Source organism: Pandoraea sp. LA3 (assembly GCF_022696215.1).
Classification (GTDB): domain Bacteria; phylum Pseudomonadota; class Gammaproteobacteria; order Burkholderiales; family Burkholderiaceae; genus Pandoraea; species Pandoraea capi.
Window position 1 is genome coordinate 49,247 of record NZ_PTPY01000025.1, and the last position, 24,524, is coordinate 73,770.

The window sequence follows — 24,524 nt, forward strand, 5'->3', positions numbered from 1 at the left end:
CTCACCTCACGGGCGTCGTACGGGAAAGACGTATTGTAGCGAGCCTGCCCTCCGCTGCGGCGGCCTTCGACAATCGCAGGGGCGAGAGACCCAAGAACGGAAGGTCAAAAGGACGACAGGACGAAAGCGTCGTGCGTCAGGCCAGCGCGCCGCGCAACACGCGACGACAGCTCGCCACCATGCAGGCTTCCGTGTCGTGATAGCCCATGAGCACCCATGCCGTCCCCGCGTTGGTCATGGCGCCCACAAGCGCCAGGCCGACGATGCGCGCTTGCGCCTGCGCCTCATCGCCTTCCGGCTCGGGGGTCGACGCCATGCCAAGAATCAGTTTCGCGAATTCGAAGATGTAGCGCTGATAGGTCTGGTCCGTCTCCGGACTCACGCCCATCACTTCGAGTAGCAGCACACGCGCCGCATGCGGATTGCGCAGGAAAGAAAAGAACGCGTGGAGACCGGCATCGAGACGCGCATCGAGCGTCGGGGCGCTCGCCGCGATGGCCGCCTGCAACTGTGCGAGCAACGATTGCGCGTGATGCGCATAGGTCGCCCGCAGCAGATCTTCCATGTTGGCGAACGCCGCGTAGAAATACCGGTCGTTGAGCCTGGCCAGCCCGCACACCGCGCGCACGGTGGCGCGGCGAAAGCCGACGGTACCGAACACCTCGGTCGCGGCGTCGATCAAAGCCGTACGGCGTGCCTGCTCACGCTGCGCCTGACCTACACCGCCGTAGCGCCGCCCCCGGGCCGGCGCCTTCGCCACTGCATCCGACATCGCAGCATCCCTCGATTCGAGTTCTTGTTCCATTTCGCTATTTGACATCACCCGGACGGAAAACTAAAGTGGTGACAAGCAACACCAAATTTGCATGACCTCATTATAGGTAGCGCGGGCGCCCTTGCAAGACGAGACGGATGGGCGACGACGCACCCCAGACGGAGACAGCGCAATGAAGACGTTCACGGACAAGGTCGCCGCGATCACCGGCGCCGGTTCGGGCATGGGCCGCTCGCTCGCGCTCGAACTCGCCCGCCGAGGTGCGCATCTCGCACTCTCGGATATCGACGAAGCCAGCGTCGCCAACACAGCCATTGCCTGCCGCGCGCTCGGCGTACGTGTGACGTCGCAACAACTCGACGTGGCCCAGCGCGACGCCGTTTTCGCCTGGGCACGGGACACGGCGGCAGTCCACGGCAAGGTGAACCTCGTGTTCAACAATGCAGGCGTATCGCTGTCGGTGCCTGTGGCAACGGCGCGTCAGGAAGACTTCGAATGGCTGATGAACATCAACTTCTGGGGCGTGGTGCACGGCACGCAGGCCTTCCTGCCCTACCTGAGCGCTTCGGGCGACGGTCACATCGTCAACACATCGAGCCTCTTCGGCATCATCGCAATGCCCACGCAATCGGCCTATAACGCCAGCAAGTTCGCCGTACGCGGCTTCACCGAAGCCCTGCGCATGGAGTTAGATCTGGCGGGCTCGCCCGTATCGTGTACCTGCGTGCATCCGGGCGGCGTCGCCACCAACATCGTGACGACGTCGCGCATCGACGACAGCATCGCCGCGTTCACCGGCATCGACGCACAGACCCATCGCCGTCGCGCCAACAAGCTCATCGACGTGACAAGTGCAGAGGCGGCCGCGCGGCAAATCCTGGCGGGTGTCCAGCGCAATGCCCGGCGCGTGCTCGTGGGCCCCGATGCTCGCCGCGTCGACAAGCTGGCGCGTCTGCTCGGGGCGAGCTATCAGGCCCTGGTCGTCTGGTTCTATCGTCGCTCCGCCATGTCGGGCAAGCGTGCGACCGGCACCGCCAGCGCGCACGCCACCACGACCGAATCGTCCACGCACTGACGCCATCACCTGTCCGAGGATCTCGTCATGACGACCCACGCCACTGCTACCGCAGCCGCTCATCAAGCCAGCGCCGGTGCGAACCTCTCGAGTCTCGACGTCGTCATCGTCGGCGCCGGACTGTCCGGTATTGCCGCCGCCCACTATCTGCGCGAACGTTGCCCGGGTACGCGTTTTGCCATGCTCGAAGCGCGTCAAGCGCTCGGCGGCACATGGGATCTGTTCCGCTACCCCGGCGTGCGCTCAGACTCGGACATGTTCACGCTGGGCTTCAGCTTCCGTCCGTGGACGAGCGATCAGGCCATCGCTGACGGTGGAAAGATCCTCGACTATCTCAAGGAGACGGTGCACGCCGAGGGCCTCGCCGACCAGATCCGCTACGGACATAAGGTCATCGAGGCCCGATGGGATTCGAGCGTGGCGCGCTGGACACTCGACGTCGAGCACACCGATGCCGACGGCCATCGCGAAACGCGCGCGATCACCTGCCGCTTTCTCTTCATGTGCAGCGGCTACTACGCTTACGACGCCGGTCATGCGCCCACGTGGCCGGGGATGACGTCGTTCAAAGGCACCGTGGTTCACCCGCAGCACTGGCCCGCAGCGCTCGACTATCGCGATAAACGTGTCGTCGTCATCGGCAGCGGTGCAACGGCGGTGACGCTGCTGCCGAGCATGGCCGCCACCGCCGCCCATGTCACCATGTTGCAACGCTCGCCCAGCTACATTCTGTCGATGCCGCAACGCGACAGCATGGCCGAGCGCTTGCGCACCTGGTTGCCGGCCGGTGCGGCACACCGCATCGTGCGCATGAAGAACGTGCTAATCACACTCGGCTTCTACAATGCCGCGCGACGTTGGCCGCACGCGGTCCGACGTCTGCTGATCAAGCGCGCCGCGCGACAGGCTCAGGGTCATGCCGATGTCGAACGTGATCTCACGCCGCGTTACAACCCATGGGACCAACGTCTGTGTCTGGCCCCGAACGGCGACATCTTCAAGGCAATGCGCAGCGGGCGTGCCGACATCGTGACGGACGAGATCGCGGCCTTCACGCCGACCGGGCTTGCGCTCAAGAGCGGCAAGACGCTCGAAGCGGACATCGTGGTGACCGCCACCGGCCTGCGCGTACAACTGATGGGCGGTGCACGGCTGCTGGTCGACGGCAAACCGGTCGCACTCACAGACACCGTGGCGTACAAAGGAATGATGTACAGCGGCGTGCCTAACCTGGCGTCGATCTTCGGCTACACGAATGCGTCCTGGACGCTGAAGGCCGAGCTGATCGCGCAGTACGTCTGCCGTCTCATCAATCACATGAATGCGCACGATACCGACACATGCGTGCCGCATCTGCGCGACGGCGAGCAAGGCGAATTGCCTGCGATCGGACTGACGTCGGGCTACATTCAACGGGCAGCAGGCGTTCTGCCCAAGCAAGGCCGACGCAAGCCTTGGGTGTTCTATCAAAGCTATTTGCGTGACCTGCGCCTGATGCGCTGGAGTCGCGTCGACGATGGCGTCATGCGCTTCGAGCGGCGTGCCACGCGGCAGTGCGACGCATCGTCGCATCGCGAACCGGCGCCGCACCTTGCTACGATGCGTTCTGAGTGACCCCCTTCCCTTACCCAGCGCTAGACACGACGCCATGCTCATTGCCTATCTGCTCGCCTGCCTCGTCATCGCTTTCGCGGCCGTGGTGATTGTCCTGATGCGATTCACGCGGCGCGTGGCGCTCCGCGCCGAAGCGAGCGTGCCGCCGGATGGCCAGTTTCTCGAGATCGACGGAGAACGACTGCATTATGTCGACTTTGGACACGGCCCGGCGATCGTATTCATTCATGGGCTTTGCGGTCAGTTACGCAACTTTGCCTATCTGCCGCTCGCGGCGCTCGCCCACACGCACCGTATCGTGCTCATCGACCGGCCGGGATCGGGTTACTCCACTCGCGCATCGGGGCGCGATGCCGCTATCGCATGGCAAGCCAACGTCGTCGCCCAGGTGATCGACAAGCTCGAGCTGGATCGCCCGCTGATCGTCGGGCATTCGCTCGGCGGTGCAGTATCGCTGAGGCTCGCGCTCGATCATCCGCAACGGGTGGGCGCGCTCGCATTGATCGCGCCGCTCACGCAACCGGTATCCGACGTCCCTGCCCCGTTTCGGGCGCTCGCCATCCGTAGCGCATGGTGGCGTCGCTGGGTCGGGCGCACGCTCGCCGTTCCGGTCGGCATGATGACGGGACGCACGACGCTCACTTACGTCTTCGGCCCGGAGGACGCCCCCAAGGACTTCCTGATTCGCGGCGGTGGCGTACTGGGATTTCGACCGGGTAACTTCGAGGCCGGTAGCGGCGACATCCTTGCGGCCGAGCGCGACATGTCCGGGCTTGCCGCACACTACGCCGAGCTGACGGTGCCCGTCGACATTCTTTATGGACGCGGCGACCGCATTCTCGACTACCGTCAGCATGGTGAGCGCATGCCGGTCGCCAACCCTCGCATACGTCTGGCGCTCGTCGACGGCGGCCATATGCTGCCCGTGACGCAACCCGAAGCGACCATGCAATGGCTCCAGGAAGTGACCGCACGCATGCCGTCCACGCATGACTACCGTCCCCGCAACGACGTCATGACCGTACCGACGCAAGCCGCTAACGACGCAGCGTGATGCAGCGGAAAGGGTTGCGGCATCGTTCGCGATGTCGCACGACCGCATGACAAGACCTCGCGGCATGACCAGGTGGCGTCCCCCCTAGCCCGCCCGGATCTTCCGGCCTCTCTTCGCCGCGTCGTAGCGTCTCGATTTCAATACTTCGCTAACTGAACGGCCGACACGCCGGCCATCGGGAGTCGCCCGGCCTGCGGTCGACGCTTTCCAATGGCACACTAAGGACTTTCTGAATTCGCGCGGCTCGCGTGCGCACGTCCCATGGCAGATCGACCCGATCGCACCGAAACGCCACCGTCCCCCTCCGGCGAAGCGCCTCGCTCGTCGCTGCGCATGGCGGCAAGTCTGGTACTGCTGCGCGAGCGCGCCAGCGGCATGGAAGTGCTGTTGTTACGGCGTGCCGTTCGCGCCAACGATTTCAGCTCCGACGCCTACGTGTTTCCCGGCGGTGTGGTCGACGCCGCCGACCGCCGCGGCCATGCCGTCTGCGAGGATCTGGACGACAAGACAGCGAGCGCACGTCTCCAGCTTCCGGAGGGCGGCCTCGATTACTACGTCGCCGCCATCCGGGAATGCTTCGAAGAAACCGGCGTGCTGTTTGCGCAGGACGTCGACATCGCCGACACCAAACTCGACGAACCGCGCCTCTATGCGTTGCGCGCGCAACGCGAAGCACTCCACGATGGAACGATCGACATCGCATCGTTTTGCCAGACGTCGAACGTGCGGCTCACGCCTCGTCATCTGCATTACCTGAGTCATTGGGTCACACCGCTGGCATTGCCCAAGCGCTTCGATACGCGCTTCTTTCTTGCCATGCTGCCGGCGGATCAACTCGTCGAAGTGGATCAGATCGAGACGGCGGCCCATCGGTGGATGCGTCCGCAATACGCGCTCGCGCACGCGGATCAGTTGCGTCTGTTGCCGCCCACACGCAAGCTGCTGCAATGGCTCGACGACATGGGCACCGCCACACAGGCCATCGCGACGGCCAGTGCGTTGCAGGAGATCCCGCGCATTCAACCTCGGCTCGCCAACGGGAAACGTGGTCGGTGGCCGGTCACGCCGGACGAACCGGCCTGGGCCGAACTCACGCTGATCGATCCGGAGGAACAAGGAACGGGCAGCTACGACATCGTTCCCGGACGGGTCGTGCAACTCATGCCGGGCGTATTGCGGTTGACCGCTTCGAATCCGGGCATGATGACCGGGCCCGGCACCAACACCTATCTTGTGGGCGGCGGTCCACAGAACGCCTGGGCCGTCATCGACCCCGGCCCCGACGACGCCGCGCATATCGACGCGATCCTGCGCGCTACCTCCGGTGTCGTGCGACAAATCTTCGTCACGCATACGCATCGCGATCACTCGCCCGGCGCGCGGTCATTGAAGGAGAAGACGGGTGCGGCGACTTACGGCATGCCTGCCGTCCACGATGAAGGGCAAGACACGGGCTTTGTGCCAGACGTCACCCTGACGGATGGCGACAAGGTGACGTTGCCGGACGGCCGCCGCCTGCGCGCCATTCATACGCCGGGGCATGCCGCCAATCATCTGTGCTACGGACTCGATGAGGTGAAGCTTGTCTTCACCGGCGATCACGTCATGCAGGGGTCGACGGTCGTCATCAATCCGCCGGATGGGCACATGGCGACCTATCTGGCGTCGCTGGAGACGCTAGCCGCGCTGGGTCCGCAATGGCTGGCGCCGGGACATGGGTTCGTGATGGATCGGCCCGCACAGCGGATCGCGCGGCTCATTGCGCATCGGCTCGCCCGGGAAGCGAGTACGTTGGCAGCCCTGCGGCAGGTCGGTCCGGCAACGGTGGAGACGTTGACTCCGGTCGTCTACGCCGATGTGCCTGCTGCGCGCCACGGGGTCGCCCGACGCTCGCTGCGTGCACATCTCGACAAGCTCGCGGAGGACGGCCGCGCGGCGGTATCGTCCGAGGGCGTGTGGCGCTCGCTGCACGACGGGAGCACCGACTGAGGGGGGCTTCTGACGTTCCACGCCCATGGTGGCTTGACGTCATGACGCCTTGACGCCGCACGGGCGTAACGCATCAAACGGCATCCGGCGCGTAACGCGGAATACGCAAACGCTCAGGCGTCGCCATCCCCCAGCAATTCATCGACGATTCGCTCCCCTGCCTTACGTCCCGCCATTTCAGCATCGAGGCGATTGTCGCGATGGCCGTCGGGTGAGCGCACTTCCGGGCCTTCCGGCTTGTCGTGCTTGAGCACTTGCACCAGATAGTCCCACGGCCCGGCGTACTCGTTCTGAAACGCACGCACGCGGATGCGATAGCCCGCGCGGTAATCGTAGACCTGCTCATGCGACGCGTAGCTCATGACAGACTCCGTGGTTCGAGTAATGGAGAGACGGCAACGGCAACCGACGTCATGCGAACGCAGGGGACGCGATGGCGTCAGGGCGCCCGAACGTCGACCGGTTCGGTATCGGCGCCGTCGGCGATAGCTCGCGCGGCGAACTCTACGATGTCGTCCTCAAACTCGACGAACTGATCGAAGAGCGCTTCGCCGCCGGCGTCGATGCCCGACAAGCGATTGAGCGACGCGCGGCCGATCTGACAGGTCCAGACCTTGCCGTCGACGCTTACCTTGAAGTGCACGGACTCGCCATCACTGCCGAGACCGAGCCCGCCATGCAGAAAAGTGCTCATGACTGCCTCCGCGATGTTCCGAGGATCGAAAAACGCACTGCGTTGCCAAAAATCCTAGCACGTTCGAATTCCATGAGTGACATCGCGGCGACACTCAAAGTGCTCGTCGACCACGACGCGCACGAAAAAAAGCCCACCTGAGGGAGGTGGGCTCAAGAACCGGGTGGCATGGGGCACCATGTTTCCCGGGAAGACAGGGTCATGAACACATGACGAATCCATTATGGGCGGCCCTGCCCGGCCTGGCGTGAAGCCGCGAACCACGAGTTAGACGTAGATCAAACTTTACGCATGTCCCCACGTCGCCTCGACTCCGCCGCCCTGTCGCGTTCGCGTGAGATTGGGATTCAGTTCGCGTCCGGGACGTTGCCCCCCCTACGCAGAGGCCGTTCTCTCCGGCAGAACGAATGGGCATTCACCGAATTTCCCAACCGCGCTCTTCACACGCTCACGACGGCGTCGGCCTTTCCGCCCCGCCAAAGCACAGGCATGTCGCTCTCGCCCGGCGCGGCTTCCTAAACTCAGACGCGAATCGCCCTTGCCGTCCCCGGTCAAGCCTCCCATCAACACTACACAATATTGTGTAAAATGCATTTCGCACATGAAAAGCGCAGACGTCATCAAGCAGTTGAGAGCGGTTGGGTTCACTGAGGTTGCCGTAAAAGGAAGTCACCACAAGTTCCGCCATGCCAATGGCCGCGCGGTGATCGTTCCTCATCCCAAGCGAGATTTGCCCATCGGCACACTGCGCTCGATTCTCAAACAGGCCGGTATTGATCGGAGCAGCCTATGAAATATCCAATTTATGTATGGCAGGACGAGGAAAGTGCCTTCGGCGGTGTCTTTCCGGATTTGCCGGGCGTTCATACCGCCGCCGATACGCTCGATGATCTGGAGCGCAATGCACAGGAAGCGGTGGAGCTGATGTATGGCGACGGCGATTACGTCATCCCATCTCCTACGCATGACCTTCGCAAACTCCGTGAAAATGAGGTTGACGACGGCAACGGCAGTTGGATGTTTGTCGATATCGATTTATCGAAGGTGAGCAACCGCGCCATCCGTCTGAACATCAGCCTGCCCGAACGCCTAGTTCACCAAATCGACGCGGCGGCGGAAAAGCGTCACATGTCGCGCTCCGCTTTTCTTGCACTCGCGGCGCAACATGAAATGATGACGGCGTGACAATCCGACTGCGGTCCATGTCGCCGATCGATTCTGGAACGCACCCCGGAAATTCCCGGGATTGATTGACGAAACGACGCCGTCCATTTGTCGACTTTGCGCGTATCGTCAATGAGCGTTCGCCGCGTGAGGTGACGGGGTTGCGCATCGATCACGCACGAGAGCCAAGAAATATTTCGAAGAAGTGAAAAAAGTGTTGGCAACACGATAAAAATGTCGCTATACTCTTGTTTCTGTTCAGCGAGCAAGTCAAAGCGCTGATCACGGCGGTGGCCGTAGCTCAGTTGGTAGAGTCCTGGATTGTGATTCCAGTCGTCGTGGGTTCGAGTCCCATCGGTCACCCCAAAATTCAATGCATTCCCCGGTAGCGCCCACTTCGTTTTTCAACAAACCTCCCCGTTTTTTTCAATTTCTTCACTTTGTTGGTGACGCCTTTCTCACGCGTCGGCAATCATAGTGACGCATCGCTGTGCCCGGGTCCGCGTGCGCAGCGAAGTCAAACACATCGGCCTCCCAACGCTCTAGTTTTTCTGTGATCGCAACGGGACGACCATCGTTCAACGTGAAATACGCGGGATGCCCAGCGATAAGATAACTCGCTCGCCTCCCGGGGTCGTTCCACTCAGCACGCACAGCAGGATCAAATGACGCGATCCATGCGAACTGCGCGTCCTGCCAGCCCCCTCCCCAACCGCTACGCGTGTATGCCCACCCTTTCCGATTGCCGAAGAGGGCCACGCCCGGAAATCTGCGCTCGCTTGACGACCAGTTGCAAACGCAGCGACCGCGTTCGCAACTTCATACCTTATCCTCGCCACGCTTTCGCTTGGCAATCTCGACGATTACGTGGAGCGACGTGAGATGACGCAAGGTTAAGCGGCAGCAGCGGCAGAAGCTTTGTCGGTAGCGGTTGGGCGCGTACCACTTACGTAGGACTCCAACGCTACAATGCGCGGGACAAGTGAGCCCTCCATCGATCGCGCGAGAATGAACCCTGCGAAGTAGTCGCCTTTGCCTGCGCCCTTCACAGCGTCCAGGAGTGTGATGGTGCCCACTACGGCGTCTTCGCCTTCGCTGGTGTTCCGCCAAAGGACGGCCCCTGCAATGCGCATGTCGTAGTGACAGCCGGTCTTGCTGGAGATGCTCTCGCGTCGAGTGACGTCGAGGATGGTGAGTTCTTGTTCGCGGGGCATTCGTCGGAATTCCTGTGAAAACGAATGTATGGGTCTTTGGGATTGGGATGAGTCCGAAATGCGAGGGCGAATAAAGGGGCTAGCGGACGTTGAGCTTGATCCGCGAAAGCCGTGGGTCGACATGGAGGCCCAAACGAGAATCAACGGACGACGTTGGCAAAACGTTGCCAGGTGGCAGCAGCGGGCCAGTGACGACATGCTTGAAGCGAACAGGTACACATCATCGACGCTGGCGCGTATCGGAAGGGGAACAATTGAAGCGGCTTTTAGCTACGCAATGCTCGACATATGACCGTCATACCGTTCAGAAAACTCTCTCTACTCAGCCGCATCCGTCGAAGGCTTTTTCGACGAAGGCGTGCGAACCGCTTGGCGTTACGGCCCTTGGATCGGGCCAAGACGTATTACAACCCCAAGCAATTTCGGCGTCAAAGATAGGGACATCCGATTGGGCGTTGGGAAGGCCGTCATGACCAGTGCGCTGATGCACCTAGTGGCAGCGGTCGCATCTTGATTTTTGAAGTTCGCGTACGGGACTGATGAAAGGTGATACGCGGGGACCGCCGATATTGACGGCCCCACAGGTTTTACCCCTTCACTTCGGGGGGCCAGCCGTTACCACGTGAGTAAAGAATGATGCTCGGACTAACCGTTCTGTCCGACGAGACCACCGCATGCGCGAAAGTGTCGAAGTAGATCGCATGCTCCGGATCTGTCACAGGTGCTTTCTTTATCTCCTTGCTCGTCGCATCCCACTCAAAGCCCAGGTACTTCCTCTGCTGGTAGAACCAGACGACATGCCCTGGGCGTGGCAGCGTCTCAGGGATCTCGAATCCATTGTCTCCCCCATTGCCATTGCCCTTTCCGCTGTCACCATTCGAAGTGCTCATAAAGGCCCCCAATGATTTAGGTAGATTCAGCCGGCAAACCGGCCAATTCCATCATCGCAGCAGTGCCGGACCTTGAGTTTCAGCAAACTCCGAATAAATTTTTCGATGCGTCGACTCTCGAAATGCACCGACAAGACGCGAAAACGAATTTGATAAGCACGCTAGAGCGGCCACCAACCCAGCCAACTCGAACCGGAGGAAATCATGATCAGTGCCGAACTCGGGCGAACGCTTGAGAGCTACGTTGCCGAGCGAGTCGAGAAGGGCTGGTACGGCTCGAAGAGTGAGGTATTGCGCGAGGGCGTCCGGCTTGTTCAGGACCGAAAGACGCAGCTTGCCGCGCTGGGTGCCGTCATCGAGAAGGGCATCGCCGATGCCGAAGCCGGTCGGGGTCAGCCTGCCGCCGACGTGTTCGACCGCCTTGAGAAGAAGTATCAGGCGAAGGTGAACGACAAGAGATGATTACTCACTTACTGCCGGAAGCTATCCGTCGACCCCGAAACCATTGGTGACTACATCGCGCCGGATAATCCGCGCCGTGCCTTGACGTTCATTCAGGAACGGAGAGACAAGTGCATGAGCCTTGCGGAGATGCCGTTCGCGTTCCCGGTTGTACCCCCTGCGGGCGGTTCGGCATCCGTCACCGCGTCTACGGCAACGATCAAACCTTCTAGCGTGTGGTCGAATCGATGTCGTCCACATCCTGCACAGTGCGCGAAATTACGCTGCGATCTTGTTTCCCCGAGCACGCCGAGCCTCGGTATGTAGTGTCTTAGCGAGGCATCGCATACCTACCCTCGGCGCACCGCCCAAATCGCGCACGATGCCCAGGAACCGACGTCGCGATACGGCGTTGCGCCGAGCTCGATCCATCACATCACCGCTACCGACACGTCGTCGTCACGCTCGGCAAATGCGGCCGCACGCAATTGCGCACGCGCCTCTTCGAACGCACCGACACCCGCTTTGAGACGCTTCGGATCTGACAACACACGACGCCAGCCACGTGCGCCCGGCACACCGCGATACAACCCCAGTGCATGACGCGTGATCGCTCCCAGATACTGCCCCTTTTCGACCTGCGATGCGGCATATTCGATGAGCGCATCCTCGACCGCCTCACGCGACTTCGACGGTGACGCATCGCCATAGAAACGCGCGTCGACCTCGGCCAACACGTAGGGGTTGTGATACGCCTCACGGCCGAGCATCACCCCATCGACGTGCTGCAGATGCTGCTCGACTTCGTCGAGCGTTTTCACGCCACCGTTGATCAGAATCTCGAGATGCGGGAAGACTTGCTTGAGACGATAGGCGTAGTCGTACTTCAGCGGCGGAATCTCACGATTCTCTTTCGGGCTCAGCCCTTTGAGAATGGCATTGCGTGCGTGAACGATGAATGTGGTGCAGCCTGCCTCGGCGATCTTGCCCACAAAGTCCTCGACGAACGAGAATGATTCGACATCGTCGATCCCGATGCGATGCTTGACCGTCACCGGTACTTGCACAACGTCGCGCATTGCCTTCACACAATCGGCGACGAGCGACGGCTCGGCCATCAGACAGGCGCCGAACGCACCGCGCTGCACCCGCTCCGACGGGCAGCCGCAATTCAGGTTGATTTCGTCATACCCCCACTGCTCGCCAAGCTTCGCGGCCCGCGCCAGATCCTGCGGCTCGCTGCCGCCCAATTGCAACGCCACGGGATGCTCCACCGAATCGAAGTCGAGATGACGCGCAACATCCCCATGCAACAACGCACCGGTCGTCACCATCTCGGTATAGAGCCACGTGTGACGCGACAACTGACGGTGGAAAACGCGACAGTGCGAATCGGTCCAATCCATCATCGGTGCGACGCTGACGCGGCGGGGAGGCAAGCTCATGCAAAATCCTCTGATACGGCAAACGCTGTTGTGAATGCCATTCACAAACGACATCGAACAGAACAGCGCGTCTTAATAAATGTAGCCGAAAGTATACGTCATGCCCTTATCGGGCGTCGGACTTGGGTGTGCGGAACCTCCGAGAACCAGGCACCGCAATATCCCCACTATCCGACAGCTTTTCGGCACCACATGTCGACGCACCGGGAGTACACTTCGTTGTCTATTTTGATAACAAGTTAATTAATACCGCGCTAGGAGACACCTCATGACACCGAAGGACCTGTTGCAGGCACTGATCGTCGTACTCGCCTGGGGCGTCAACTTCGTTGTCATCAAGGTGGGTCTACATGGCGTGCCGCCGATGTTGCTAGGTGCGCTACGATTCCTGCTCGCCGCATTCCCGGCGATCTTCTTCATCAAGCGTCCGCAGATTCCATTGCGATGGCTCGTCGCGTACGGCGCAACGATTTCGTTCGGCCAGTTCGCCCTGCTCTTCACCGCAATGTATGTCGGCATGCCCGCTGGGCTGGCGTCGCTGGTACTGCAAGCGCAAGCCTTTTTCACCCTGGGACTCGCCGTGATTTGCCTAGGTGAACGCTTCCGCGCGCAAAACGTCTTCGGATTGCTGATCGCAGCAGCCGGCCTCGCCGTCATCGGCATGCAAGGCGGCGGCGCCATGACACTGATCGGCTTCGTGCTGACGCTATGCGCCTCGCTCAGTTGGGCGACGGGCAACATCGTGACGAAGAAGATCGGCAACGTCGATCTGGTTGGCCTCGTCGTCTGGGCCAGCCTGATTCCACCGATTCCCTTCGCCCTGCTTTCCTACTGGTTCGAAGGCCCCGAGCAAATCGTGAATTCGCTGACGCACATCTCCGGGTCGTCGATTTTCGCGATCGCCTATCTCGCCTTCATTGCCACGCTCGTCGGCTACTCCCTGTGGGGGCGCCTGATGACGCGCTACCCCGCCAGTCAGGTCGCGCCGTTTTCGCTGCTCGTTCCGATCATCGGGCTGGCGTCAGCAGCACTGCTACTCGACGAAACGCTCACGCGCGCGCAAATCTGGGGCGCAGCGCTCGTCATGGCAGGCCTCGTGGTCAACGTCTTCGGCGCGAAGATCAAACAACGTCTGCTGCCGGCCTCGCAGTAGCAAGCCGCATGTGCAACAACGGAAACGGTCGACCCTGACCGTCAAGCGCCGAGCGCCCTGTCACTTCGAATCCCTCGCGCTGGTAAAACGCCAGCGCTTGCGGATTCTGCTCGTTGACGTCGACGCTCATACAGTCGAGCTCGCGCACCGCATAGGCAAGTAGCGCCGCACCGATCCCCTGCCGACGCGCCTCGGGCGCCACGAACAGCATCTCCACATTGCCCGGCGACACACCGAGAAATCCGCGAATGGCACCTGCGTCGTCTCGGAAGACGCGCAAGGTCACTGCCGCCAGATACTCGTGGCGGATTTTCGGACGCAGCCACGCGATGTCGTCGTCGCTCAGAAAATCATGCGTCGCCCGTACAGAGGCTTCCCAAAGCTCGGTGATGGCGTCGAACTCGCTTTCGTTTGCAGTGAAGATGCCGGACATGAAGTGCCCTGTCGTTGGATGTCGATCGAGATACCTGCGTACGCACGCGCCCACACGACGAAGCGACGTGCAGCGCAACGTGATCGCAGCGGCGAATGCGCAAATACGCGCAAATGGCAAAAGCTGAAACGCAAAAAGCCTGATTTCTTGGGGAAATCAGGCTTTCGAATTTGGTTGCGGGGACAGGATTTGAACCTGTGACCTTCGGGTTATGAGCCCGACGAGCTGCCAGACTGCTCCACCCCGCGTCTGAAGAATTAGATTATATGACAATTGCCATCGCAGTGCAACATGACCGGCAGAATATTTTTCCAGTCGCCGTCCGCACATCGATGAAAACGGCGCGCAAGCCGACGTCCGTCCCGATACCACGGGTTATCCCGGCACCCAGTGTGCGTCGCCGCACAGCGCGCGTCGCCGATGATACACTCGCACCAACCATGAACCGACGTCCTCTCATCCAATTCTGCTCCGCCTGCGGCCATCCGGTCGAGTTGCGCATTCCGCCCGGCGACAATCGCGAGCGGCATGTCTGCACACACTGCGGCACCATTCACTATCAGAACCCGCGCAACGTGCTCGGCACGGTGCCTGTGTGGGGCGATCAGGTGTTGTTGTGCAAGCGCGCCATCGAACCGCGACTCGGTTACTGGACGCTTCCCGCAGGCTTCATGGAAATTGGCGAGACGACAGCTCAGGCCGCCGCGCGCGAGACGCTGGAGGAAGCCGGCGCCATCGTCGATGTAGGCGCCCTGTTCTCCGTACTCAACGTGCCGCACGTGAGCCAGGTTCATATTTTTTATCTGGCACAGATGCGCGAGCCGCAGTTCACCGCCGGTGAGGAAAGTCTCGAAGTCGCGCTCTTCTCGGAGGACGAGATTCCCTGGGACGACATCGCCTTTCCGACTGTCGCCAAAACGCTGCGCTTCTTCTTCGAAGATCGTCGCGCAGGGGCGTTCGGCGTGCACCTCGAAGCGTCGTCGGAAGTCGTACCCGGCACCCCGGTCCCGACGCTGCCCGTGCATACGGCGCACACCGAGGACATCCTCACGCCGATGCTGCGTGTCTAAGCGCACCGGCATTCGCGGTGCCTGCCCTCCCGATTTCGTCGACTTCATCGGATTGCCCATGAAGTCGACGCCAAATCCGCAAAGCTAACGTCGTCATGGTCGTCTGGCTCGAAGCAAACGATCCCTTCCCAAGCGTGGACGAAGCGCTCGACCCCTCAAGCGACGCGCCAGGACTGCTCGCCGCCGGGCTCGACCTCTCGCCTCAGCGTCTGCTTGCCGCCTATCGGCAAGGCATCTTCCCCTGGTACTCGCAAGGACAACCCGTGCTGTGGTGGAGTCCCGATCCGCGGATGGTGTTGCGGCCCGAAAGCTTCGTCGTCAGTCACAACTTCCGCAAATTGCTGCGTCGCGTGCTGCGCGAAGATGCCTGGGAAATCCGTCTCGACGTCAACTTCCCCGCCGTCATGCAAGCTTGCGCGCAAGCCCCCCGTCGTGGACAAGACGGCACGTGGATCACGCCCGCCATCGTTGCCGCCTACCGCGCGCTGCACGATGCCGGACTCGCGCACAGCGTGGAAACGTTCTACGAGGGCGAGCGTGTCGGCGGCCTGTACGGTGTGGCGCTCGGGCGCATGTTCTACGGCGAATCGATGTTTGCCAAGCGCACCGACGCGTCGAAAATCGCCCTCGCCGCGCTCGTCGCGTTTGCACGCACACACGCAATAGAGGTGATAGACTGCCAGCAAAGTACCGCTCACCTGGCGTCGCTCGGCGGGGGTGAAATTCCCCGCCAGACATTTCTGGCCCACGTGAAAAAGGCGGTCATGGCCCCCGCGCCGGTCTGGCGTCTGGATAAACAGATGCTCAGCGCACTGGCCTACGGTAACGCAGCAGACAAGGCTCACGAGGTTTAGCAGTGACCCATCCGAACGAACTGCCGCTCTCTCCGCTGTCCGCCCTTCAGTTCTACGCAACGGCGCCCTATCCCTGTAGCTATCTAGACAACCATACGGCGCGCTCGCAGGTTGCCACCCCCAGTCATCTGATCAATTCGGACGTCTACAGCGAACTCGTGCGCGCGGGCTTTCGCCGCAGCGGCGTGTTCACCTATCGTCCCTATTGCGACGGCTGCCGCGCCTGCGTTCCGGTGCGCGTGCCCATTGCACGCTTCGTTCCGAATCGCACGCAGCGGCGGATCTGGAAGCGCCATGCATCGCTCGCCGTCAACGTCTCCGGGCTTCATTACACCGAGGAGCACTACCAGCTCTACATGCGCTACCAGTCGCGACGGCACGCCGGCGGCGGCATGGATCACGACAGCCGCGAGCAGTACGAGCAATTCCTGCTGCAAAGCCGCGTGAACTCCCGCCTCGTGGAATTTCGCGAACCGCCCGGCCATCAGGGCGCAGGCACGCTGCGCATGATCAGCATGGTCGACATCCTCAGCGACGGGCTGTCGTCGGTCTACACGTTCTTCGATCCGGACGTCGAAGGTGCGTCATACGGCACGTACAACATCCTCTGGCAAATCGAGCAGGCGCGTGCGCTCGGCTTGCCGAACGTCTATCTCGGCTACTGGATCCAGCAGAGCCGGAAGATGGTCTACAAGGCCAATTTCCGCCCCCTGCAAGGCCTGATCGACGGCCAATGGCAAGACATGCCCGACGCCATGCTCGATGCAGCGGGTCAGGCGGATCAGTAAGCCCCTGCGCAATCCCTGGTCGACGCGGCGTGTCTGCGACACATCCATTGTCGGCAGTGCGCACCGCGTCCATTTCGCGACGGAACTTACGCAAATTGAGAGTACGCAGAGCGTAGAAAAAGACGCGCTCCGCGCCCGGGATACCGGTAAAATGGCGACTTTCCGATTCTGCCGAACCCGACATCGTGCTTGCGCCTCTCTATCCTCTGGCCCGTCGCGCCCTGTTCTGTCTTGATGCCGAACAAGCTCACCACCTGACGCTGGCCACGCTGCGTGGCGTCGCCTCGCTCGGCCTATCAGGCCTAGTCGGCCAGACACTGCCCGAAGACCCACGCACGGTGATGGGCATCCGCTTCCCGAACCCGGTCGGCCTTGCCGCCGGCCTCGACAAGGACGGCAGTTGCATCGACGGCCTCGCCGCCCTCGGCTTCGGCTTCGTCGAAGTGGGAACGGTCACACCGCGCCCGCAATCCGGCAACCCGAAGCCCCGCATTTTCCGTCTGCCGCAAGCCGAGGCGATCATCAACCGCATGGGCTTCAACAACGGCGGCGTCGAGCAATTTCTCCAGAACGTGCAGTCGGCCCGTTACAAGGGTCCGCTGGGCCTGAACATCGGCAAGAATGCCGACACACCCATCGAGCGCGCCGTCGATGACTATCTCATCTGCCTCGAGAAGGTCTATCCGTACGCAACTTACGTGACGGTGAACATCTCGTCGCCCAACACCAAGAATCTGCGTCAATTGCAAGGCGGCGACGAACTCGACGCCTTGCTCGGCAAGCTCAAGGACAAACAGCGCGCGCTGTCCGATCGTCACGGCAAGTACGTGCCGATCGCACTGAAGATTGCCCCGGACCTCGACGACGAACAGATCAAGGTGATCGCGGGCACGCTCACGCGCCACGGCTTCGATGGTGTGATCGCGACGAATACCACGCTCTCTCGCGAAGCCGTCGCTGGTCTGCCGAACGCCAACGAAACCGGCGGCCTGTCGGGACGCCCCGTGTTCGACGCCTCGAATCGCGTGATCCGCGCCCTGGCGACCGAGTTGGGCGGCGCGTTGCCAATCATCGGTGTGGGCGGCATTCTGTCGGGCGCGGACGCCCAGGCGAAGCTCGATGCGGGCGCCAGTCTGGTACAGGTGTACAGCGGCCTGATTTACCGCGGCCCCGAGCTGGTGCGAGAATGCGTGCAAGCGCTGCGTACGGTCTGACAGGTCGAACGTCGGCGTCCTATCATCCGCCTCATCTGCCAAAGGGAAAACCAGACACTATGAAATCCTGGCTCAAGACGCTTTGCCTCGTACCGCTCGCCGCCGCAGCACTCATCGGTACGTCGCCGGCCCGCGCTGCCGATCTGCTCGACACCGTGAAGTCGGCGGGCGTGCTCAAGATCGGCATCGAAGGCACCTACCCGCCGTTCAACTACCGCGACAAGAGCGGTCAGCTCGACGGCTTCGACGTGGATGTCGCTAAAGCCGTGGCACAACGCCTCGGCGTGAAGCCCCAGTTCGTCACGACGGAATGGAGCGGCATCATCGGCGGCCTTCAGGCCGGCAAGTTCGACGTCATCGTCAATCAGGTCGCGATCACCGACGAGCGCAAGAAGTCGCTGGACTTCAGCGAGCCGTACACGTATTCGGCAGCCCAACTGATTCGCCGCAAAGACGACAAGCGCCCGTTCGCCACGCTCGACGCGCTCAAGGGCCACAAGCTGGGCGTGAGTCTTGGCAGCAACTACGACACGATGGCCAAAGCCGTGCCGGGCATCGACGTGCGTACGTATCCGGGCGCACCCGAGTATCTCGCCGACCTCGCCGCCGGCCGTGTCGACGCTGCCCTCAACGATCAGTTGATGATGGCCTACCTGCTCGAGAACGCGAAGCTGCCGCTCGAAGCCGGCGCCGTGCTGCCCGGCACCAATCAGGCCGTCGGCATTCCGTTCAAGAAGAACAATCCGAAGTTTGCGAAAGCCATCAACGACGCGCTGACGGCCATGAAGCAAGACGGCTCGCTCGCCAAGCTCTCGCAGAAGTGGTTCGGCAAGGATACGTCCAAGCCGGCGCAGTAAAACGCAAGCCGCGTAGCGATAATCTTCGGCCGTCGGACTGCCATGACGCCCGACACCGGAGATGACCCCACGGCCGGCATCACGCCAATCACGCGGATGCCGGCCGTCGTCTTTGCGCGCCACGACACATCATCAGACATCCCCCCATGAATCCATTCGAACTCGCTGCCCAATCCATGCCGGTGCTGTTGCAGGGCACCGTGCTCACGATCAAGTTCGCCTTGATGTCGATGGTGTTCGGCCTGGCGATCGGCATCATCGTGGCGATCATGGGCATCGGCAAAGTACGCGTGTTTCGCGGCATTGCGCGCGCTTACGTCAGCATCATGCGCGGCACGCCGCTGCTGGTGCAGATCTTCGTGGTCTATTACGGTTTGCCGGGCATCGGCATCTCACTCGACCCGACGCCCGCCGGCGTGCTCACCCTCAGCCTGAACGTGGGCGCGTATCTGTCGGAAAGCATGCGCGGCGCGCTCGAAGGCATGCCCCGCGGGCAATGGCTCGCGGCGTATAGCCTCGGTCTGTCGTACTGGCAGACGCTGCGCTACATCATTGCGCCGCAAGCGCTGCGCATGGCCGTGCCGAGTCTTGGCAACAGCCTGATCAGCCTGATCAAGGACACGTCGCTCGTGTCCGTCATTACCGTGACGGAATTGCTGCGCTCGGCGCAGGAAGTGATCGCGTCGACGTATCAGCCGCTACCGCTCTACCTCGCGTGCGCCGCCATTTACTGGGTGCTATCGACGGGACTGTCGGCCCTGCAACGTCGCATCGAAAAACGCCTCGCCCTGCCCGCCCGAACCTGACGGTTACGCAGACGACGTAAAAAAAAAAAAAAGCTGGCGCCCCCTCAGGAGGCCAGCTTTTTTCATTTCGACGGAGGCACTTTGGCAGCGCCGCCGCGAATTCGTTACATCGCAGACTCAACGCGGTGCGCGACGCTCGCGATACATCGCACGAAACGTCTTGCCGCTCGGCGCCGGCATCTCACGCGTATCGGTCCAGCCACCGGCAAGCGGCAGCTTCGAGATGCTGCCGCGATCGCGCCCCATCCGCCGCAGCGCCCACGACCCGAGGCTCGACAGCGTTGCATACAGACGCGGACGCCGAGCCGCAAATGCCCACGCCGCCAACGCCGCGCGCTCCTGCCACGGACGCAACCCGCGATCCACCTGACGCTCACGCAGCTTGCGCAACAGATCCGAAATCGGAATGCCGACCGGGCAGACCCGATTGCACTCACCGCACAGCGTTGCCGCCTGCGGCAGATCGAGCGTCTTTTCCAGACCGACGTAGCTCGGCGTGAGCACCGACCCCATCGGCCCCGGATACACCCATCCATACGCATGGCCGCCGATCTTCTGATACACCGGGCAGTGGTTCATGCACGCACCGCAACGAATGCAGCGCAGCATCTCCTGAAACGCGCCACCGATCAGCCCTGAACGGCCGCCGTCGACGAGCACGAAATACATGTGATCGGGACCGTCGACTTCCCCTTCCGCGCGCGTGCCGGTGAGTAACGAGAAGTAGTTCGACGTGCCCTGCCCGGTCGCCGAACGCGGCAGCAACCGCATGGCGGTTGCAAGATCTTCGAGTGTCGGGAGTACCTTCTCGATGCCCGTCACAGCGACGTGAACACGCGGCATGATCGTGCACATGCCTTCGTTGCCCTCGTTGGTCACCACGGCAACGGAACCGGTCTCTGCCACGAGGAAGTTACCGCCGGTCACGCCCATGTCAGCCGACAGAAACTGCGGACGCAGCATCTCGCGCGCCTCGCGCGTCATCAACGGAATTTCCGTCAGACGCGGCTTCTGGTGCACGCGTGCGAACAGATCGGCAACCTCGTCCTTGTCCTTGTGGACGACCGGCGCAATGATGTGCGACGGCGGCTCGTTGTCGTTGATCTGCAAGATGTACTCGCCAAGGTCCGTCTCGACGGACTGCACGCCCATATCGGCAAGCACCTTGTTGAGTTGCAGCTCTTCGGTGACCATCGACTTCGACTTGATCACCTTCTTGACGTCGTGCTTGCGGGCGATCTCGGCGATCAGACGCGCGGCGTCCTGCGTCGACTCGGCGAACAGCACGGTGGCGCCGCGTCGCGTCGCTTCGCGCTCGAAGATGCCCAGCCAGACGTCCAGATTCTCGATGCCACGATTGCGCCGCTCCTTGAGCGCCTCACGGGTGGCATCGAAATCGATTTCCTCGATGGCGGCCGCACGCGCCGTCACGAACTTGGTCGAGAGTTTCTTGAGGTTGGCTTGCAGACGCTGGTCCGCGAGCTTTTGCCCGGCGCGCGCCTTGAATTGCATCGATTGAACTTGCATCGCGACTCACGAGAAGCGAAGACCGGACGTGCAAGCGACATCAGCGCGCATGAGTCCGGAGATCGGTAGGATCGAGAAAAGAGTGGCGTTTTTATGCATCGCGCTCATGCGTCCCCGGCGAGCACCTGGGCGATGTGCAGCACGCGCGTTTTCGTATCGCCGGTGCGACGCAGACGCCCTTCGATGTTCAGCATGCAGCCCAGGTCGCCCAGCACCACAGCCGGTGCACCGCTCGCGGCAATGTTGGCGCACTTCTCGTCGACGATAGCTGTCGAGATGTTGCCGTACTTCAGCGCGAACGTACCGCCGAAGCCGCAGCACGCCTGACAGTCCTTCATCTCGGTCATCTTCACGCCCGGCATTTTCGCGAGCAGCGCGCGCGGCTGCGTCTTCACGCCAAGCTCACGCAGGCCAGAGCAGGAATCGTGATACGTCACTTCGCCGTTGTAATCGCCGGGCACCGTGTCGATGTAGAGCACGTTGACGAGGAAATCCGTCAGTTCGTAGACGCGCGGGCGCAAACGCTCGTAACGGCCCATCAGTTCGGGATCGTCGGCAAAGAGATCGCCGTAGTGCGCCTTGACCATGCCGCCGCACGATCCCGACGGCACGACCACGTAGTCGAAGGATTCGAATTCGTCGAGGAATTTTTGGGCGAGGTCGCGGGCGATGGCCCGTTCGCCGGAGTTGTAGCCCGGCTGGCCGCAGCAAGTCTGGGAATCGGGAATCACGACCTCGCAGCCGGCTGTCTCAAGCAGCTTGAGCGTAGAGAAACCGATCTCCGGGCGCATCATGTCGATCAGACATGTGACAAACAGTCCGACGCGCATTGGGGGAATCCTCTTTTCGGGAATAATGCGCCATTATAAGTCGCTGGGCCGCACCGGCCCAGCGTGGATTCCCGCATGCCGCGTGAGCGCTTATGCCATGTGCGGCACGTTCTTGCTGTAGTAGCCCCAGGAATTCGCGCGCGATGGCGGCATCCGGTCGGACGCAAGGGCGGTAGCTTCCGGCGACGCCTGCCGGCCACACGAATGCGCGCGCTGTGCCTCCGCAACAGCGCGCAGATCGGCGCTCATCGCGTCCATCCGGTCGGTGAGCGAATCGCGCAGCCTGTCCACCTTGTCGGAGACGTCGCCGACTCTTCGGTCCACCTTCTCAGAGACGTCGTCGATTCTTCGGCCCAACGTGTCGGAGACGTTGCCGATGCTTCGCCCCATCCCGTCCACCTTGGCAGAGAGGTCGTCGATTCTTCGATCCATCCCATCCACCTTGTCCGAGAGATCGCCAACCCTTCGATCCATCCCCTCCACCTTGCCAGAGACGTCGCCGATTCTTCGGTCCATACCGTCCAATTTCTGCTCGACGCCCGACATTCTGTGCTCAAGACTGCGCAAGTCACGGGACATCCCCTGCTGTCCTTCCATGAGATTGCCCAGACGATTCCACACCATGTCGTCCAGACGCTGCGAAGTTTTCGCCTGAATACCCTCGAGATACGTTCTCATTTCCGTCTCCTCATTTCGTAATAGTTGCTTCGTTGACTCCAACAGGCTCTCCGTCGCCTTCCACCCACGCTCGCGATCGAATCCGCGGATACTCCCCAGACTCACAATGCGGATGAGCATCGTCACCGCAAATCCGATCACGGCAATCACCAGACCTACCTTTGCAAGCGCCAGTGCCGCAACAGTCGCCGCCGCCAGATACAAACCGCCCGAAAGCGAAAATCGCTTGCCGTAATGCTTCTTGTCGGGCCAGACCTGCCTGGACGCCAGCGCTGCCGCTCTGCGGGCATCGGCAAGGCACCGGCTGGTCTGCGCAATCGCCACGGCGCAATCCGCCTTGACGTCGGCATAGGCCGCTCGTTCGTCGCAGACGCTGGCGAATATTCTGGCTTCCAGTTGGGCAGCACGATCGCGTAGTCGTGTGCAATGTTCAATGGCCTCCTCCTCTTTCAGCAGCACGTCGTCGAGACGCGCCAGAATCTCGCGAAAGCGTTTCGCGGATGGCGTCAGGTGCTCCGGATGCCGAACCTCCAACTGATCGCGAACCCGCGAGTACACCCCGTGTTGAGCAATCGACGATCGGTACCGCCAGCACCCATCCCACAACCCACCCTTCCAGTAGCCGGACGTCGCTTTCCTGAACGCCTTCTGAAAAGACGCCTCCAGCTCACCGATATCGTGGGTACTCATCCCGAGACGAGACCTTGCGTTGGCGATACTGGCGAACCTTCCGGCGATTTCGGCCCGCGCCCCGGCAATGGACGACCCCACGCCAGCGTCAACGCGTTGCATCCGCTTCTGCCCCACTGGCCACTTCGCGACCGCCGGTGCGTACACATACCCGAACATGCGCAACACCTCCGTTGTGACGCGTCGACCACTCACGTTGCAACGCAGGGGTCAGGCGTCGTTGATGAAGTAGGGATGCATGCTAGCGACGCGCGATTCGGGCCACTTTCGGTTTCGGCACCCAGATACTGCAACTTCGACGCATCCCTTGTGGAAGTCACATCCGGCGCCGCGTTTTCGCAGAAGTCCTCTACAGGAAGGGTGCGAATTTTTCACAATATGATATAGAATCGACGCTATACGAAACTCGGCCCTACCTCATGAAAGACGACACCAGTCAAAGCACGGAGTCGCGCACGTCCATTCAGGTAATCGAGCGCATGATGCGTCTGCTCGATGCACTTGCCGGTCATGCCGATCCCGTCAGCCTCAAGGAGTTGGCGCAAGCCACTGAACTTCATCCATCCACCGCGCACCGCATCCTGAACGACATGGTGGCGTGCCGCTTCGTCGATCGTTGCGATCCGGGGACCTACCGTCTCGGCATGCGTCTGCTTGAACTCGGCAATCTGGTCAAAGCGCGCCTGTCGGTACGCGACGCCGCGCTCACGCCGATGCGCGGACTGCACCGCATCACGGGTCAGACGGTCAATCTGTCGGTACGCCAGGGGGACGAAATCGTCTACATCGAGCGCGCCTACAGCGAGCGCTCGGGCATGCAGGTCGTGCGCGCCATCGGGGGCCACGCGCCGTTGCATCTCACCTCCGTCGGCAAGCTGTTTCTTGCGGCCGACGAAGCCTCACGCGTGCGCGCCTATGCGACACGCACCGGACTCTCGGGTCACACGCGCAACAGCATCACCGACCTGCAAAAACTCGAACGCGAGCTGACGCACGTCCGCAAGTCGGGGTACGCGCGCGATAACGAGGAACTTGAGTTAGGGGTACGATGCATCGCTGCCGGGATTTATGACGACAGCGGCAAGCTGGTCGCGGGACTGTCGCTGTCCGCACCTGCCGACCGATTGCAGGATGCCTGGCTCGCGAATCTGAACGAAACGGCGCTGCAAATCTCGTCGTCACTCGGCTTCCATGCGCCCAATCCAGACACGAATGGCCTGTCGCAAATGGCAACGGTGGAGTAACGCAAAAGGTGCAAAACAAAAGGCG

General features: G+C 61.7%; 25 protein-coding genes and 2 tRNA genes. 16 read left to right on the forward strand and 11 right to left on the reverse strand.

Annotated features, from left to right (window positions below):
• Positions 1-136 precede the first annotated feature (136 nt).
• Positions 137-820 (reverse strand): TetR/AcrR family transcriptional regulator, encoded by a 684-nt coding sequence (locus C5N93_RS06455; protein ID WP_242558680.1) that lies wholly within the window; start codon positions 818-820, stop codon positions 137-139.
• A 127-nt stretch (positions 821-947) separates the two neighbouring features.
• Here C5N93_RS06455 and C5N93_RS06460 point away from each other — a divergent pair, with 127 nt between their 5' ends.
• From C5N93_RS06460 to C5N93_RS06475, 4 genes are all read left to right on the forward strand, one after another.
• Entirely contained in the window at positions 948-1,850 is a 903-nt protein-coding gene (locus tag C5N93_RS06460) for an SDR family NAD(P)-dependent oxidoreductase (RefSeq protein WP_242558681.1), read from the forward strand.
• 27 nt (positions 1,851-1,877) lie between these two features.
• Positions 1,878-3,464, forward strand: a complete 1,587-nt coding sequence (locus tag C5N93_RS06465; RefSeq protein ID WP_242558682.1) for an NAD(P)/FAD-dependent oxidoreductase — start codon at positions 1,878-1,880, stop codon at positions 3,462-3,464.
• A 34-nt stretch (positions 3,465-3,498) separates the two neighbouring features.
• Positions 3,499-4,518 carry an alpha/beta hydrolase gene (locus tag C5N93_RS06470; protein WP_242558683.1) on the forward strand — a complete coding sequence of 340 codons (1,020 nt, stop codon included), beginning with the start codon at positions 3,499-3,501 and terminating at the stop codon, positions 4,516-4,518.
• Between the two features lie 261 nt (positions 4,519-4,779).
• Entirely contained in the window at positions 4,780-6,507 is a 1,728-nt protein-coding gene (locus C5N93_RS06475) for an MBL fold metallo-hydrolase (protein WP_242558684.1), read from the forward strand.
• A 113-nt stretch (positions 6,508-6,620) separates the two neighbouring features.
• Here the strand turns inward: C5N93_RS06475 and C5N93_RS06480 are convergent, their stop codons facing one another.
• Together C5N93_RS06480 and C5N93_RS06485 are read right to left on the reverse strand one after the other, a co-directional pair.
• Positions 6,621-6,869, reverse strand: a complete 249-nt coding sequence (locus C5N93_RS06480; protein WP_069344346.1) for a hypothetical protein — start codon at positions 6,867-6,869, stop codon at positions 6,621-6,623.
• A 77-nt stretch (positions 6,870-6,946) separates the two neighbouring features.
• Positions 6,947-7,201 carry a DUF1488 family protein gene (locus tag C5N93_RS06485; RefSeq protein WP_242558685.1) on the reverse strand — a complete coding sequence of 85 codons (255 nt, stop codon included), beginning with the start codon at positions 7,199-7,201 and terminating at the stop codon, positions 6,947-6,949.
• Positions 7,202-7,802: 601 nt separating this feature from the next.
• Here C5N93_RS06485 and C5N93_RS06490 point away from each other — a divergent pair.
• From C5N93_RS06490 to C5N93_RS06500, 3 genes are all read left to right on the forward strand, one after another.
• Entirely contained in the window at positions 7,803-7,994 is a 192-nt protein-coding gene (locus C5N93_RS06490) for a type II toxin-antitoxin system HicA family toxin (protein WP_083254308.1), read from the forward strand.
• Positions 7,991-8,386: a type II toxin-antitoxin system HicB family antitoxin gene (locus C5N93_RS06495; protein WP_242558686.1), complete on the forward strand. Its 396-nt coding sequence runs from the start codon at positions 7,991-7,993 to the stop codon at positions 8,384-8,386. The genes C5N93_RS06490 and C5N93_RS06495 overlap by 4 nt, the downstream gene beginning before the upstream one ends.
• Before the next feature lie 269 nt (positions 8,387-8,655).
• A tRNA-His gene (locus tag C5N93_RS06500) sits at positions 8,656-8,731 on the forward strand.
• Positions 8,732-9,258: 527 nt separating this feature from the next.
• On the opposite strand, the gene C5N93_RS06505 is transcribed toward C5N93_RS06500, so the two are convergent.
• On the reverse strand, positions 9,259-9,579 hold the full coding sequence (locus tag C5N93_RS06505) for a cellulose synthase (protein ID WP_242558687.1): 321 nt from the start codon (positions 9,577-9,579) through the stop codon (positions 9,259-9,261).
• 587 nt (positions 9,580-10,166) lie between these two features.
• On the reverse strand, positions 10,167-10,469 hold the full coding sequence (locus C5N93_RS06510; RefSeq protein WP_242558688.1) for a hypothetical protein: 303 nt from the start codon (positions 10,467-10,469) through the stop codon (positions 10,167-10,169).
• 204 nt (positions 10,470-10,673) lie between these two features.
• On the opposite strand from C5N93_RS06510, the gene C5N93_RS06515 reads away from it, so the two are divergent.
• Positions 10,674-10,931, forward strand: coding sequence for a type II toxin-antitoxin system ParD family antitoxin (locus C5N93_RS06515; RefSeq protein WP_242558689.1), 258 nt, complete (start codon positions 10,674-10,676; stop codon positions 10,929-10,931).
• Between the two features lie 410 nt (positions 10,932-11,341).
• On the opposite strand, the gene dusA is transcribed toward C5N93_RS06515, so the two are convergent.
• The gene (dusA, locus tag C5N93_RS06525; RefSeq protein WP_242558690.1) at positions 11,342-12,355 is read right to left on the reverse strand and encodes a tRNA dihydrouridine(20/20a) synthase DusA; all 1,014 of its coding nucleotides are present in this window, start codon (positions 12,353-12,355) and stop codon (positions 11,342-11,344) included.
• A 268-nt stretch (positions 12,356-12,623) separates the two neighbouring features.
• Here dusA and C5N93_RS06530 point away from each other — a divergent pair, with 268 nt between their 5' ends.
• Positions 12,624-13,508, forward strand: coding sequence for an EamA family transporter (locus C5N93_RS06530; RefSeq protein ID WP_242558691.1), 885 nt, complete (start codon positions 12,624-12,626; stop codon positions 13,506-13,508).
• Here the strand turns inward: C5N93_RS06530 and C5N93_RS06535 are convergent.
• Positions 13,477-13,941 (reverse strand): GNAT family N-acetyltransferase, encoded by a 465-nt coding sequence (locus tag C5N93_RS06535; protein WP_242558692.1) that lies wholly within the window; start codon positions 13,939-13,941, stop codon positions 13,477-13,479. The genes C5N93_RS06530 and C5N93_RS06535 overlap by 32 nt on opposite strands.
• A gap of 171 nt (positions 13,942-14,112) precedes the next feature.
• A tRNA-Met gene (locus C5N93_RS06540) sits at positions 14,113-14,189 on the reverse strand.
• 210 nt (positions 14,190-14,399) lie between these two features.
• Here C5N93_RS06540 and C5N93_RS06545 point away from each other — a divergent pair.
• The 6 genes from C5N93_RS06545 (at position 14,400) to C5N93_RS06570 (ending at position 19,530) form a co-directional block, all read left to right on the forward strand.
• A complete protein-coding gene (locus tag C5N93_RS06545; protein WP_242558789.1) occupies positions 14,400-15,011 on the forward strand; it encodes an NUDIX hydrolase in 612 nt (203 codons plus the stop codon).
• Between the two features lie 95 nt (positions 15,012-15,106).
• Complete coding sequence (aat, locus tag C5N93_RS06550) at positions 15,107-15,865, forward strand: leucyl/phenylalanyl-tRNA--protein transferase (protein ID WP_242558693.1); 759 nt, start codon at positions 15,107-15,109, stop codon at positions 15,863-15,865.
• 2 nt (positions 15,866-15,867) lie between these two features.
• On the forward strand, positions 15,868-16,653 hold the full coding sequence (locus C5N93_RS06555) for an arginyltransferase (protein ID WP_069344450.1): 786 nt from the start codon (positions 15,868-15,870) through the stop codon (positions 16,651-16,653).
• A gap of 185 nt (positions 16,654-16,838) precedes the next feature.
• On the forward strand, positions 16,839-17,867 hold the full coding sequence (locus tag C5N93_RS06560; protein ID WP_242558694.1) for a quinone-dependent dihydroorotate dehydrogenase: 1,029 nt from the start codon (positions 16,839-16,841) through the stop codon (positions 17,865-17,867).
• A gap of 59 nt (positions 17,868-17,926) precedes the next feature.
• Complete coding sequence (locus tag C5N93_RS06565; protein ID WP_150721603.1) at positions 17,927-18,724, forward strand: transporter substrate-binding domain-containing protein; 798 nt, start codon at positions 17,927-17,929, stop codon at positions 18,722-18,724.
• Positions 18,725-18,870: 146 nt separating this feature from the next.
• Positions 18,871-19,530, forward strand: coding sequence for an amino acid ABC transporter permease (locus tag C5N93_RS06570; protein WP_069344453.1), 660 nt, complete (start codon positions 18,871-18,873; stop codon positions 19,528-19,530).
• A gap of 117 nt (positions 19,531-19,647) precedes the next feature.
• On the opposite strand, the gene C5N93_RS06575 is transcribed toward C5N93_RS06570, so the two are convergent.
• From C5N93_RS06575 to C5N93_RS06585, 3 genes are all read right to left on the reverse strand, one after another.
• The gene (locus tag C5N93_RS06575) at positions 19,648-21,057 is read right to left on the reverse strand and encodes a lactate utilization protein B (RefSeq protein WP_242558695.1); all 1,410 of its coding nucleotides are present in this window, start codon (positions 21,055-21,057) and stop codon (positions 19,648-19,650) included.
• Positions 21,058-21,161: 104 nt separating this feature from the next.
• A complete protein-coding gene (locus C5N93_RS06580) occupies positions 21,162-21,887 on the reverse strand; it encodes a (Fe-S)-binding protein (RefSeq protein ID WP_242558696.1) in 726 nt (241 codons plus the stop codon).
• A 90-nt stretch (positions 21,888-21,977) separates the two neighbouring features.
• Positions 21,978-23,414: an apolipoprotein A1/A4/E family protein gene (locus C5N93_RS06585; protein WP_242558697.1), complete on the reverse strand. Its 1,437-nt coding sequence runs from the start codon at positions 23,412-23,414 to the stop codon at positions 21,978-21,980.
• A 260-nt stretch (positions 23,415-23,674) separates the two neighbouring features.
• On the opposite strand from C5N93_RS06585, the gene C5N93_RS06590 reads away from it, so the two are divergent.
• Positions 23,675-24,499 (forward strand): IclR family transcriptional regulator, encoded by an 825-nt coding sequence (locus C5N93_RS06590; protein WP_069344457.1) that lies wholly within the window; start codon positions 23,675-23,677, stop codon positions 24,497-24,499.
• The last annotated feature ends 25 nt before the right edge of the window (positions 24,500-24,524 follow it).